10 protein-coding genes are annotated in these 12804 nt (G+C 65.1%); 7 read left to right on the top strand and 3 right to left on the bottom strand.

What is annotated here, in order from left to right:
• The first annotated feature begins 56 nt into the window (after positions 1–56).
• From ABIB80_RS16910 to garD, 7 genes are all read left to right on the top strand, one after another.
• A complete protein-coding gene (locus tag ABIB80_RS16910; protein WP_354128022.1) occupies positions 57–2009 on the top strand; it encodes an SGNH/GDSL hydrolase family protein in 1953 nt (650 codons plus the stop codon).
• 271 nt (positions 2010–2280) lie between these two features.
• Positions 2281–3633: an MFS transporter gene (locus ABIB80_RS16905; RefSeq protein WP_354128021.1), complete on the top strand. Its 1353-nt coding sequence runs from the start codon at positions 2281–2283 to the stop codon at positions 3631–3633.
• A gap of 122 nt (positions 3634–3755) precedes the next feature.
• Positions 3756–4661 (top strand): LysR family transcriptional regulator, encoded by a 906-nt coding sequence (locus ABIB80_RS16900; protein WP_007602059.1) that lies wholly within the window; start codon positions 3756–3758, stop codon positions 4659–4661.
• Between the two features lie 124 nt (positions 4662–4785).
• A complete protein-coding gene (gene kdgD, locus ABIB80_RS16895; protein ID WP_007602056.1) occupies positions 4786–5730 on the top strand; it encodes a 5-dehydro-4-deoxyglucarate dehydratase in 945 nt (314 codons plus the stop codon).
• 25 nt (positions 5731–5755) lie between these two features.
• Positions 5756–7099 carry a glucarate dehydratase gene (gudD, locus tag ABIB80_RS16890; RefSeq protein WP_354128020.1) on the top strand — a complete coding sequence of 448 codons (1344 nt, stop codon included), beginning with the start codon at positions 5756–5758 and terminating at the stop codon, positions 7097–7099.
• A 17-nt stretch (positions 7100–7116) separates the two neighbouring features.
• A complete protein-coding gene (locus tag ABIB80_RS16885; protein ID WP_354128019.1) occupies positions 7117–8565 on the top strand; it encodes an aldehyde dehydrogenase family protein in 1449 nt (482 codons plus the stop codon).
• 123 nt (positions 8566–8688) lie between these two features.
• Entirely contained in the window at positions 8689–10230 is a 1542-nt protein-coding gene (garD, locus tag ABIB80_RS16880) for a galactarate dehydratase (protein WP_354128018.1), read from the top strand.
• A 46-nt stretch (positions 10231–10276) separates the two neighbouring features.
• Here the strand turns inward: garD and ABIB80_RS16875 are convergent, their stop codons facing one another.
• From ABIB80_RS16875 to ABIB80_RS16865, 3 genes are all read right to left on the bottom strand, one after another.
• A complete protein-coding gene (locus tag ABIB80_RS16875; protein ID WP_354128017.1) occupies positions 10277–10633 on the bottom strand; it encodes a hypothetical protein in 357 nt (118 codons plus the stop codon).
• A gap of 373 nt (positions 10634–11006) precedes the next feature.
• Positions 11007–11609, bottom strand: coding sequence for a DUF2147 domain-containing protein (locus ABIB80_RS16870; RefSeq protein WP_354128016.1), 603 nt, complete (start codon positions 11607–11609; stop codon positions 11007–11009).
• 116 nt (positions 11610–11725) lie between these two features.
• Positions 11726–12754, bottom strand: coding sequence for an NAD(P)/FAD-dependent oxidoreductase (locus tag ABIB80_RS16865; RefSeq protein WP_007602049.1), 1029 nt, complete (start codon positions 12752–12754; stop codon positions 11726–11728).
• Positions 12755–12804 lie beyond the last annotated feature (50 nt).

Genomic DNA, 12804 nt, shown 5'->3' with positions numbered 1-12804 from the left:
AGGCGGAGAGCAGCTCTCTTATTTCCGCCTCAACTTTGCCGTTGAAAACGCGGGCCATGATCCCTGTATTCCTTCGCCGTTTCCTCGCCGGTGCCCTGCTGCTCGCCGGGCTCCTCACCGCCTTGCCGCCGGAGCGGGCGGCCGCGCAGGACGCCGGCGCCATGCAGATCAGCTGGGAGGTGCGCAACCGCTTCCGACTGTTCCGCGAGGAACGCGACTTCCTGCTTCATGTCGAGAACGCGCGTAACCGCAGCATCCTCGCCGCCGAGCAATCGCTGGAGCTCCAGAGCGAGGGCCGCGGCTGGGCCCGCAACATGGTCAACCGGCTCTGCATCGACCTCCAGGGCCGGGTCAACCAGCCCTGCACCCGCGACAACACGAAGGAAAACTACCTCACCCCCCTCGACCATCCCGTCACTGTGCGCCTCGCCGGCGCGGTGCCGGTCGGCGCGACCTGCGCCTGGTCGTTCGACGACGGCGACGGGCCGCAACAATCCACCTTCGACTGCGCCGAGCCGGTCAATCTGCGGGTACGCTACGGCAAGCAGACGGTCGCGAGCGTCGACGTCTCCTCCGGCTCCGATCCGACCCAGCGCGTCCAGACCGAGATCCAGGTCCGCGACATCTTCGTCGCTGGCCTCGGAGACAGCATCGCCTCGGGCGAAGGCAATCCGGACCGGCCGCTGGCGCTGTCGGACGAAGGTTTTTGCTTCCGCTCCTATCTCGGCACCGCCGGCGCGCAGTATTACCGGCCGAGCCGGGCCGGCTTCAAGGGCGGCCGCGCCTGCGAAGCGCCCGATACGCTTGCTAACTGGCAGCGCTACAGCGCGCTCTGGTTCAACTCGCCCTGCCACCGATCGCTCTACAGCTACCAGGCCCGCACCGCGCTGGCGCTCGCGGTACGCTACACCCACGTCGCCGTGACCTTTCTGCCGCTCGCCTGCACCGGCGCCAGCATCAGCGACGGGCTGCTCGGCTCGCAGCGCGCCCGCGAATGCCCGCCCGGCAAGACCGGCGTCTGCAACATCAGCGTGAACGCGCAGGTCGCCGAGCTGCGCGAGGCGCTGACCGCGGCCCGGAAACGCCAACCCGAGCGCACGCTCGACCTCGTGCTGCTCTCGGTCGGCGCCAACGACGTCTATTTCTCCGGCCTCGTCGCCGACGTGATCGTCGAGACCGCAACCGAGCGCGCGATATTCCGGCGCTCCGGGGTGATGGCGAGCGTCGATGATTCCCGCGATGCGCTGGCGCGCGAGCTGCCGCAGAATTTCGTCAAGCTGCGCGAAGCGCTGAAGCCGCTGGTCGGCGGCGACCTCTCGCATGTGGTCTACGTCTCCTATGCCAATCCGGCGCTCGCCGATGGCGGTGTGCCCTGCCGCGGCGGCCGCGCCGGCTTCGACATTCATCCGTCCTTCAACGCCGATCCGCAGCGCCTCGCCCGCGTTTCGACCTTCGTCGACACCGAATTCCTGCCACAACTGAAGGGGCTCGCCACCTGCACCCGCGGCGCGCTGTGCCGCGATCCCGAGGCCGACCGCATGACCTTCGTGGATTCACATCAGGCGGCGTTCGCCGATCATGGCTTCTGCGCGCATTCGGGCAACGATCCCGAATTCGACCGCACCTGCTTTGCCGAGAACGGCCAGAGCTTCAATCCCGACATCGTGAGCGCGGCGGGCCAGCCGATGCTGTGCGGCCGCGGCGCCTCGGAATTCCGCGCCTATCTGCCGCGCGCGCGGTGGATCCGCGACGCCAATGACAGCTATTTCGCTGCGATGACCTATCCGCAAGGCTTGCCGGCAGCAAGCCAGCCGACCGACATCCATGACGCGACCTGGGGCGTGCTCTCCGCTGTCTATGGCGGCGCCGTGCATCCGAGCGCCGAAGGCCACGCCGCGATGGCGGACGCGGCGCTGCCGGCCGCAAGCGCCGTGCTGGGACTCGATGCGGCACCGCCGGGCGTGACACGCGGGCTGCTCGCGCCGCTACTGCCGGGCGCGCAGCAGTAGTAGCAAAAGCGGGCTCTCTCCACATCGTCATTGCGAGCGCAGCGAAGCAATCCAGAGTCTTTCCGCGGTGGAATTCTGGATTGCTTCGCTGCGCTCGCAATGACGAGATTGGGGCTCACGTCTCGGCACTCTCTCACAATCGTTCCTCCCCCTGCCGTTCCCATCCATCCAAAAACGGCATCGATCGATACTGCCTTGAACTTGGACACTTCGCTGCGCGCACCTCTAGGAGTCGCAGTGGGGAAACGTTCGAGTTCTAAGGAGGCGCGAAATGAGCGCAGTGATGTCCGCAGCGGACGTGAGAAGGTCTCGCGTCAGACTGTTTATCGTGACCATGTTGTTCCTGGTCACGACCGTCAATTATGCCGATCGCGCCACGTTGTCGATCGCGGGCCCCGCGCTCTCCAAGGAGCTGCACCTCGATCCCGTCGCGATGGGCTACATCTTCTCGGCGTTCGGATGGTCCTATGTGATCGCGCAGGTGCCGGGTGGCTGGCTGCTTGACCGCTACGGCTCCCGCCTCGTCTATGCCTTCAGCATCATCGTCTGGTCGCTGTTCACGACGCTGCAGGGCTGGGTCGGATTCTTCAGCGCCGGCACCGCGATCGCCGTGCTGTTCGGCTTGCGCTTCCTCGTCGGCATCGCCGAAGCGCCGTCTTTCCCCGCCAACGCCCGCATCGTCGCGGCCTGGTTTCCGAGCAACGAGCGTGGCACCGCCTCTGCGTTCTTCAATTCCGGGCAGTATTTCGCCACCGTGATCTTCGCGCCGTTGATGGGTTGGATCGCGCACGACTACGGCTGGCGCTACGTGTTCTTCGTGATGGGCGCGCTCGGAATCGTCATGGGCCTGGTCTGGATCAAGACCGTCTACGGGCCGAAAGAGCACCCCGGCATCAACGAGGCCGAATTCGATTACATCAAGGACGGCGGCGCGCTGGTCGATCTCGACGCGCCCAAAGACGATCTGAAGCAAGAGCGCACGCCCGAGGCCGGCTCCGGGTGGGATCACATCCGCCAGCTGCTTTCCAACCGTATGATGCTCGGCGTCTATCTCGGCCAGTACTGCATCAACACGCTGACCTACTTCTTCCTGACCTGGTTCCCGGTCTACCTCGTCAAGGAGCGCGGCCTGTCGATCCTGCAAGCCGGCTTCGTCGCGACGCTGCCGGCGCTGTGCGGCTTCATCGGCGGCGTGCTTGGCGGCGTCATCTCCGACGCGATCCTGCGCAAGACCGGCTCGTTGACGATGGCGCGCAAGATCCCGATCGTCGGCGGCATGCTGCTGTCGATGTCGATCATCGCCTGCAACTATGTCGACGGCCAGGCGCTGGTGGTCGGCTTCATGGCGCTCGCCTTCTTCGGCAAGGGCATCGGCGCGCTCGGCTGGGCTGTCGTCTCCGACACGTCGCCGAAGGAAGCCGGCGGCGTCTCGGGCGGCCTGTTCAACACCTTCGGCAACCTCTCCTCGATCAGCACCCCGATCGTGATCGGCTACATCCTGGCCGCGACCGGTTCGTTCAACGGGGCGCTGATATTCGTCGGCGCCAATGCGCTGGTGGCCGCATTCGCCTATCTCGTGGTCGTCGGCAAGATCGAGCGCGTAGTGCTCAAACGTTCCTCCTGAGGGCTCCCATGGGAGCTTGACCAGGCAACTTAACGGCGGCTTCACGGCCGCCGTCTTTGTTTTGGGAGTAATCGATGCTAGAAGCGCCGGGGAAACGCCTTATCCATCTAAGGCATGTATCGATGTTCGACCTCAATCAGCTCCGCTGTTTCGTCACGGTGGCGGAAGAACTGCATTTCGGCCGCGCCGCCGCGCGACTGAACATGACCCAGCCGCCGCTGTCCCGGCAGATCCAGGTGCTGGAGCACATCATCGATGCGCCGCTGCTGGAGCGTACCAGCCGCTCGGTGCGCCTGACGCCGGCCGGGCGCAGCTTCCTGCCGGAAGCGCGGCGCATCCTGAAGCTTGCGGAAAGCGCCTCGCAGGTCGCCCGCCGTATCGCGCTCGGCAAGTCCGGCTCGCTCAAAATCGGCTTCACCGCGGCCGCCGCCTATGGCTTCCTCCCCGAGCTCGTCGCCGCCTGCCGCGCCAAGCTGCCCGAGGTGGACTTCTCGCTGAAGGAGATGGTGTCGGGCGACCAGTTCGAGGCGCTGACCTCGGGCCAGATCGATGCCGGCCTGCTCAGGCCACCGATCGCGCGCCCGGAAATCGCCAGCCGCCGCGTCGTCGCCGAGCCCCTGCTCGCCGCGATCCCCAAAAAGCATCCGCTGGCGAATGCCGAGAGCGTCACGATCAAGGATTTCGACAACCAGCCCTTCGTGATGTATTCGCCCTATGAGAGCCGCTACTTTCACGACGTGCTGGTAGCGCTGTTCACCCGCGCCGACATTCTGCCGCGCTATGTCCAGCACCTGAGCCAGATCCACTCGATCCTCGCCATGGTGCGCGCCGGCCTCGGCCTCGCCATCGTGCCGGCGGCGGCGGCAAGCCTGAAGATCGCGGACGTCCGCCTGCGGCCGCTGAAGCTGCGCACCCGCGTCCCGGTCGAGCTGTTCATGGTCTGGCGCCGCGACGACGAGAACCCGCTGCTGTCGGCGCTCGTCAAAATCGCGAGCGAATTGTCCTCGGCGGAGGTGATGGAAGATTGATGCTGATTTCGCATCGGTCGATATAGGCTTTGGCTTGGACCCGCATCGAACGGTCTCCTAAACCACGGCGCATGGACGCGCAGCCTTTGCGTCCTCCACAACACGAGACCAGGGAGCAGCGCCCATGAGCAAGATGACCCCGCAGGAAATGGCCCAGAAGATCGGATCCGGCCTCCTGTCTTTCCCCGTCACCCCGTTCAAGGCGGATTACTCCTTCGACGAGGCGACTTACCGCGCCAATATGGATTGGCTATGCGGCTATGACGTCGCGGGCCTGTTCGCCGCCGGCGGCACGGGCGAGTTCTTCTCGCTGACGGCCGCCGAGGTTCCGCAGGTCGTCAAGATCGCCGTGGACGAGACCAAGGGCCGCGTGCCCGTGCTCGCCGGCACCGGTTACGGCACCGCCACCGCGCGTGAGATCGCGATCGGCGCGGAGAAGGCCGGCGCCGACGGCTTGTTGCTGCTGCCGCCCTATCTCACCCATGCCGAGCAGGATGGCCTTGCTGCCCACGTGGAAGCGATCTGCGCCTCCGTGAAGATCGGCGTCATCGTCTACAACCGCGACAACGCCATCCTCCAGCCCGATACGCTCGCCCGCCTCGCCGAGCGCTGCCCGAACCTCGTCGGCTACAAGGACGGCATCGGCGACATCGAGCTGATGACCCGCGTCTACACCAAGCTCGGCGACCGCCTGACCTATATCGGCGGCCTGCCGACCGCAGAGACCTTCGCACTGCCCTATCTCGACATGGGCGTGACGACCTACTCTTCGGCCGTATTCAACTTCGTTCCGGAATTCGCCACCAACTTCTACGCCGCCGTGCGCAAGCGCGACCATGCGACGATCCACGCCGGCCTGAAGGATTTCATCCTGCCGCTGATCGCGATCCGCAACCGCAAGAAGGGCTATGCGGTCTCGATCATCAAGGCCGGCATGAAGGTGATCGGCCGCGATTCCGGCCCGGTCCGCCCGCCGCTGACCGATCTCACCGAGCAGGAGATCGCGGAGGTGACAGCGCTGGTGAAGAATCTGCCCGCCATCCGATCGTCACAACAGGCTGCAGAATAACAAGCGATACAGAGAGGAGCCTGCGATGGCTAACACCGAGATCACTGGCGCACCGGTCGTCACCGCGATGCAGGTGATCCCGGTCGCAGGCCGTGACAGCATGCTCCTTAATCTGAGCGGTGCGCATGCGCCGTTCTTCACCCGCAACATCGTCATCCTCACCGACAATGCCGGTCACACCGGCGTCGGCGAGGTGCCCGGCGGCCAAAAGATCTGGCAGACGCTGCAGGACGCCCGTGATCTCGTGATCGGCAAGACCGTCGGTGCGATGAACAACATCCTCGCCGATATCAGGACCGCCTTCGCCGATCGCGATGCCGCCGGCCGCGGCAAGCAGACCTTCGATCTCCGCGTCATGATCCACGCCGTCACGGCAGTGGAGTCCGCCCTGCTCGATCTGCTCGGTCAGCATCTCAACCTGCCCGTCGCAGCCCTGCTCGGCGAAGGCCAGCAGCGCACCAGCGTCGAGACGCTCGGCTATCTCTTCTTCCTCGGCGACCGGCGCAAATCCAAGCTCGACTATGTCGGCGGCGAGAGCGGCAAGCCCGAATGGTTCAACCTCCGCCATCAGCAGGCGATGACGCCGGAAACCGTGGTGCGGCTCGCGGAAGCCACCCACGACCATTACGGCTTCGCCGATTTCAAGCTGAAGGGCGGCGTGCTGCGCGGCGAGCAGGAGATCGAGGCCGTCACCGCAATCGCCAGGCGCTTTCCGAATGCGCGCGTGACCCTGGACCCGAACGGCGCATGGTCGCTCGACGAGGCTGTCGGCCTCTGCAAGGATATGCACGGCATCCTCGCCTATGCCGAGGACCCCTGCGGCGCCGAAGGCGGCTTCTCCGGCCGTGAGATCATGGCCGAGTTCCGCCGTGCAACGGGCCTGCCGACCGCGACCAACATGATCGCGACCGATTGGCGGCAATTGTCCCATGCGTTGCGCCTCGGCGCGGTGGACATTCCGCTGGCCGATCCCCATTTCTGGACCATGCAGGGCTCGGTGCGCGTGGCCCAGACCTGCCGCGACAACGGCCTGACCTGGGGTTCGCACTCCAACAACCATTTCGACATCTCGCTCGCCATGTTCACCCATGTCGGCGCCGCCGCCCCAGGCAAGGTCACCGCGATCGACACGCACTGGATCTGGCAGGACGGCCAGGCCCTGACGAAGGAGCCGCTCCAGATCAAGGCCGGCAAGATCGCCGTGCCTGAGAGGCCGGGCCTGGGTATCGAAATCGACAGGGCCACCATCGATGCCGCGCATGACCTCTATAAGCAGCATGGACTCGGCGCCCGCGATGACGCTATTGCCATGCAGGACTTGATCCCCGGCTGGACCTTCGACGACAAGCGTCCCTGCCTGGTTCGTTAAAAACTCTGGAGGAAGCTATGACTGCGATCCTGAAGAACTTCATCGGCGGCGAATGGGTCGACGGCTCCGGCGTCACCAAGAACATCAATCCCTCCAACACCAATGATCTCGTCGGCGAATACGCCAAGGCCGACAAGACGCAGACCGAGAAGGCGATCGCAGCAGCCAAGGCCGCCTTCCCCGCCTGGGCGCAATCGACACCGCAGGCGCGTTATGACGCGTTGAACAAGATTTCGCTCGAGATCATCGCCCGCAAGGAAGAGCTCGGCCGCCTGCTCGCTCGCGAGGAAGGCAAGACGCTGCCCGAGGGCATCGGCGAGGTCGCCCGCGCCGGCCAGATTTTTGCGTTCTTCGCCGGCGAGGCGCTGCGCATGATCGGCGAAAAGGGCGCCTCGGTGCGTCCCGGCATCGACGTCGAGCTCACCCGTGAGCCGATGGGCGTCGTCGGCATGATCACGCCCTGGAATTTCCCGATCGCGATCCCCGCCTGGAAGATCGCCCCGGCGCTCTGCTATGGCAATACCGTGGTGTTCAAGCCGGCCGAACTGGTGCCGGGCTCCGCGCATGCGCTGTCCGAGATCATCACCCGTTCCGGCATTCCCGCCGGCGTGTTCAACCTCGTGGTCGGCTCGGGCTCCGTGGTCGGCCAGACCCTGATCGAGCATCCCGACGTCGCCGCGATCACCTTCACCGGCTCGGTGCAGACCGGCCGCAAGATCGCGCAGGCCTGCGTGACCTCGAGCAACATGAAGAAATTCCAGCTCGAGATGGGCGGCAAGAACCCGCTGGTGGTGCTCGACGACGCCGACCTCAAGACCGCCGTCGAAGTCGCCGTCAACGGCGCCTATTTCTCCACCGGCCAGCGCTGCACGGCGTCCTCGCGCCTGATCGTCACCGAAGGTATTCACGACCGTTTTGTTGCGGCGATGACCGAGCGCCTGAAAGGTCTGACGGTCGACGACGCGCTCAAGGCCGGCGTGCATATCGGCCCGGTGGTCGACCAGAGCCAGCTCGACCAGGACCTGCGCTACATCAAGATCGGCCAGGACGAGGGTGCCAAGCTCGCCTGGGGTGGCGAGCTGCTCAAGCGCGAAACGCCCGGCCACTACCTGCAGCCGGCGCTGTTCACGGAAGCCAACAACAACATGCGGATCGCGCGCGAAGAAATCTTCGGGCCGGTCGCGACCGTCATTCGCGCCAAGAACTACGAGGAGGCGCTGGCGATCTCCAACGACACCGAGTTCGGCCTTGCCTCCGGCATCTGCACCACCAGCCTGAAATACGCCTCGCACTACAAGCGCAACAGCGAGTCCGGCATGGTGATGGTCAATCTGCCGACCGCCGGCGTCGATTATCACGTGCCGTTCGGCGGCCGGAAGGGTTCGAGCTACGGCGCCCGCGAGCAGGGCTCTTACGCGCGCGAGTTCTACACCACGGTGAAGACGGCTTATACCTTCCCCGGCTAGCCACGGGGAAGATTCGTAGGGTGGGCAAAGCGAAGCGTGCCCACCACTTACGTTCGGTGTGAAGATGGTGGGCACGGCGCGTTGCGCCTTTGCCCACCCTACGACTACGGAGGCAAAGCGCAGATGGACCAGTCAGTCGCAGCGAAAGAGCAGCCCCGCTACATCAAGCTCAACGATCGCGACAACGTCGCGATCGTTGTCAATGATTTCGGGCTTCCCGCCGGCTCCCGTTTCGCCAGCGGGCTGACGCTGCGTGCCTTCGTGCCGCAGGGACACAAGACGGCGCTGGTCGACATCGCGCGGGACGCCCCGATCATCCGCTACGGCGAGGTGATCGGCCATGCGCTCGCGCCGATCCTGGCCGGCGAATGGGTGGACGAAGCGCGCATCCGCATGCCGGAGGCCCCTGCCCTCGACAAGCTGGAAATCTCGACCGCCGTTCCCGCGCCGCTGCCGCCGCTGGATGGTTTCACGTTCGAAGGCTTTCGCAATTCCGACGGCTCGGTCGGCACCAAGAACATCCTCGGCATCTCCTCCTCCGTGCAATGCGTCAAGGGCACGATGGAATACGCGGTGAAGCGCATCCGCGCCGAGCTGCTGCCGAAATACCCGAATGTCGACGACGTCGTGCCGCTGACGCACGCCTATGGCTGCGGCGTCGCCATCAACGCGCCTGATGCGGTGATTCCGATCCGCACACTGCAAAATATCGCGCAGAACCCGAATTTCGGCGGCGAGATCCTGGTCATCAGCTTGGGATGCGAAAAGCTCGCGCCCGAGCGTCTGGTGCCGGAAGGCGTCAGCAATGCCATCGTGCGCATGCAGGACGAAGCCTTCGACGGCTTTGGCGCCATCGTCGACGCGATCATGACCCAGGCAGAGGCCCGCCTGAAGATCCTCAACAAGCGCACCCGCGAGACCTGCCCGGCCGCCGATCTCGTCATCGGCCTGCAATGCGGTGGTAGCGACGCCTTCTCCGGCGTCACCGCGAACCCTGCGGTCGGCTTCGCCGCCGACCTGCTGGTGCGCGCCGGCGCCACCGTGATGTTCTCGGAAGTCACCGAAGTGCGCGACGCGATCCAGCTGCTCACGCGACGCGCCATCAACGAGGACGTCGGCCGCGCGCTGGTCCGCGAGATGGCCTGGTACGATTCCTATCTCGCCCGCGGCGGCGCGGACCGCAGCGCCAACACCACGCCGGGCAACAAGAAGGGCGGCTTGGCGAATATCGTCGAGAAATCATTGGGCTCGATCGTCAAGTCCGGATCAAGCGCAATCACCGGCGTACTCTCGCCCGGCGAGAAGGCGACGCAGAAGGGCATGCTGTTTGCGGCGACGCCGGCATCCGACTTCATCTGCGGCACGCTCCAGCTCGCCTCCGGCATGACGCTGCAGGTGTTCACCACCGGCCGCGGCACGCCTTACGGCCTTGCAGCTGCGCCCGTGATCAAGGTCGCGACCCGCAGCGAGCTCGCGCGACGCTGGAAGGACCTGATCGATTTCGATGCCGGCGGCATCGCGACCGGCGAGAAGACCATTGAGGAGACCGGCTGGGACCTGTTCCGCCTGATCCTCGACGTCGCCAGCGGCCGCACCAAGCCGTGGTCGGATCGCTGGGGCATCCACAACGATTTGACGCTGTTCAATCCGGCGCCAGTGACCTGAGCGCCGCGCGCGGACGCTGCCTCGCCGCGCGGGATGACGCCTCGGTCTACGTCATGCTGCCCGGCATGAAACAGCGCACGCGCGGATGGCCGTCGATATAGTGCTTCCACACCATGGTGCGGCCGATCTTGTTCGGCTCGGTGATGACGGCGCCGTCGGGCACGACGATCCATTCGCCGTCGAGATGCACGCGATAACGGCCCTTCTCGGACTCCCAGTCGACATCGGCGACCACATAGCCGTCGGCATCCGAGCAGCATTGGCCGTATTCGCTGTGAAGGCTCTCGAACCAGGGTTTTAACGGCGAGTTGGCGTAGCGGCCGTCGTCCCGCGCCAGCGTCGGGGCGGTCGGCAGCACCGTCAGGACCAGCAGCATGGCGGCACACGATATTGCACGTCTCATGTCGTCTCCGCGGATCGAGGTCATCGCCGCGGGGCGATAGTTGCCGTTCGCCTCCGCGACTCGGCGAAGGCGTCAGGGACGGCGACTCATTCCCCCAGCAGCTTTGCGGATAGCTATGCAAATCCGGCGCCACCGCGCATTCCGGGGAACTACTGGCGCGGGTCCGGCAGGCGTTCGTCTTTCGAGGGGTATGACCGCTACTCGCGCGCCAAGATCTCCGCTGTCTCAGCCGGCCGCATGCGCGATTGCGCACGGTGACACCGCGCAAGAACGCGGAGAGGCTGCGGCGTACCGGAGTCCCCGCCTTGGCGGGCAATGACAGCGGTGTGTGGAGCTATGGAAGTTCGGGCGCCATGGCGCCCCGACGTAGACCCTACTGCTTCGGCGCCGGCGCCATCATCGCGCCGCCCTTCTTCGCCGCGGGCACGGGCGCGGGTTTGGTCGCGGCGGTCGCTTGCGCCGGGAGATATTTGGCGACGATGGCGGGATCGACCTGCGCGATGTTGGCGTCGGGAAGACGCGTCCAAGTCTCGTCCTTGCCGAACAGAGAGATGCCGAGGAAACCGCGCATCGTCAGGGTCTGTCCGTCCGGGCTGACCGTCATCTTGGCCTTCCAGATGTTGCCGTCGCGCGGATTGACCACGTTGCCGCCGTCATACTTCAAGCCGTCGCGCTTCATGTCGCGGATGAAGGAGAGGCCGAGCACCGGCGCGTTCTTGCGATCGTCCGTGCATTTCGCGCAGATCTCGTTCGGGTCGTCGCCAGGCCGCGGAAAGGTTTTTGCGATAACGCCTTCGAAGATGCCGTTGTGGTCGATGAAGAGAAACCATCCCACCGTCTTGCCGTCTTCGACCTTCTGCCAGAGGCCTGCGGCGGTCGGCTGCTGCACTTGCGCCGCAACCGGGCTCACCGCACCGAGCGACATCGCGAGCGCGAGGATCGAGAACAGCCGAAAGCTGGAAAAGAGAGTCCGCATTATCATCACCTTGCTGAGCCAATCGCCTTGCTAAGCCGCCAACTGCAATGGCCGCAGACTACGGCGATTTCGCGAACTGTTCCAGCACCAGAAACATGGGGCATCGCCCGCCGCCGTCAGTTGACGCCGAGCTTCTTTTGCAGGCTGGAGGACGAGGTCGTGTACTGGAACACGAGCCGCTTCTCCGGATAGACGTAGCGATGGGCTTTTTGCGACATCAGCGCGCCCTCGTGGAAACCGCACAGGATCAGCTTGATCTTGCCGGGATAGGTGTTGATGTCGCCGATCGCGAAGATGCCTGGCACGTTGGTCTCGAACGCGGATGTCTCGACCGGCACCAGATTGTTCTCCAGCGCGATACCCCAGTTCGCGACCGGACCGAGCTTCATGGTCAGCCCGAAGAACGGCAGCATGGTGTCGCAGGTAATTTCGCTGACGCTGTTGTCGTTAGCCTTGACAGTGGCGCCGCTCAGCCTGCCCTCGTTGCCTGACAGCGCGGTGACCTGGCCGAGGCGCAGATCCATCTTGCCGGCCGCGACCAGCGCGCGCATCTGCTCGACGCTGTGGGGGGCGGCGCGAAAATCGTCGCGACGGTGCAAGAGCGTGATGCGCTTGGCGATCGGATGCAGATTGAGCGTCCAGTCGAGCGCGGAATCGCCGCCGCCCACGATCAGCACGTTCTTGTCGCGGAACGTCTCCATCTTGCGCACGGCGTAGTGCACCGAACTTCCTTCATAGGCTTCGATCCCCGGCACCGGTGGACGCTTGGGCTGGAACGAGCCGCCGCCGGCAGCGATCACCAGCACCTTGCATTCGAACACCTTGCCAGCGTCCGTCGTGCAGCGGAACAGGGGATCGCCGATCTTCTCCACGGTCTCGATCATCTCGCCGAGATGGAAAGTCGGATGGAACGGCTTGATCTGCTCCATCAGCGCGTCGGTGAGGCCCTGCCCCGAAACCTGCGGAATGCCGGGAATGTCGTAGATCGGCTTTTCCGGATAGAGTTCTGCGCACTGGCCGCCGACCTTGTCGAGGATGTCGACGAAATGCGTCTTCATGTCGAGAAGGCCCAGCTCGAAAGCGGCGAACAGACCGCAGGGGCCGGCGCCAATAATCAGCACATCGGTTTTGATCGCGTCGCTCATGTCGTCTCTTTATCGGTCGTTCGGTGGGACGGCGCCCTGTGGGCCGAGGT

The sequence above is a fragment of the Bradyrhizobium sp. i1.15.2 genome (assembly GCF_040548425.1).
GTDB classification, from domain to species: domain Bacteria; phylum Pseudomonadota; class Alphaproteobacteria; order Rhizobiales; family Xanthobacteraceae; genus Bradyrhizobium; species Bradyrhizobium canariense.
The sequence above is the reverse complement of the archived record's forward strand: the minus strand, read 5'-3'. Positions and strand labels throughout refer to the sequence as shown.

Excerpts from the sequence above, each read along its gene's own strand:
- ABIB80_RS16910 (WP_354128022.1), top strand. The coding sequence starts at position 57 with ATGATCCCTGTATTCCTTCGCCGTTTCCTCGCCGGTGCCCTGCTGCTC.
- ABIB80_RS16905 (WP_354128021.1), top strand. The coding sequence starts at position 2,281 with ATGAGCGCAGTGATGTCCGCAGCGGACGTGAGAAGGTCTCGCGTCAGA.
- ABIB80_RS16900 (WP_007602059.1), top strand. The coding sequence starts at position 3,756 with ATGTTCGACCTCAATCAGCTCCGCTGTTTCGTCACGGTGGCGGAAGAA.
- kdgD (WP_007602056.1), top strand. The coding sequence starts at position 4,786 with ATGAGCAAGATGACCCCGCAGGAAATGGCCCAGAAGATCGGATCCGGC.
- gudD (WP_354128020.1), top strand. The coding sequence starts at position 5,756 with ATGGCTAACACCGAGATCACTGGCGCACCGGTCGTCACCGCGATGCAG.
- ABIB80_RS16885 (WP_354128019.1), top strand. The coding sequence starts at position 7,117 with ATGACTGCGATCCTGAAGAACTTCATCGGCGGCGAATGGGTCGACGGC.
- garD (WP_354128018.1), top strand. The coding sequence starts at position 8,689 with ATGGACCAGTCAGTCGCAGCGAAAGAGCAGCCCCGCTACATCAAGCTC.
- ABIB80_RS16875 (WP_354128017.1), bottom strand. The coding sequence starts at position 10,633 with ATGAGACGTGCAATATCGTGTGCCGCCATGCTGCTGGTCCTGACGGTG.
- ABIB80_RS16870 (WP_354128016.1), bottom strand. The coding sequence starts at position 11,609 with ATGCGGACTCTCTTTTCCAGCTTTCGGCTGTTCTCGATCCTCGCGCTC.
- ABIB80_RS16865 (WP_007602049.1), bottom strand. The coding sequence starts at position 12,754 with ATGAGCGACGCGATCAAAACCGATGTGCTGATTATTGGCGCCGGCCCC.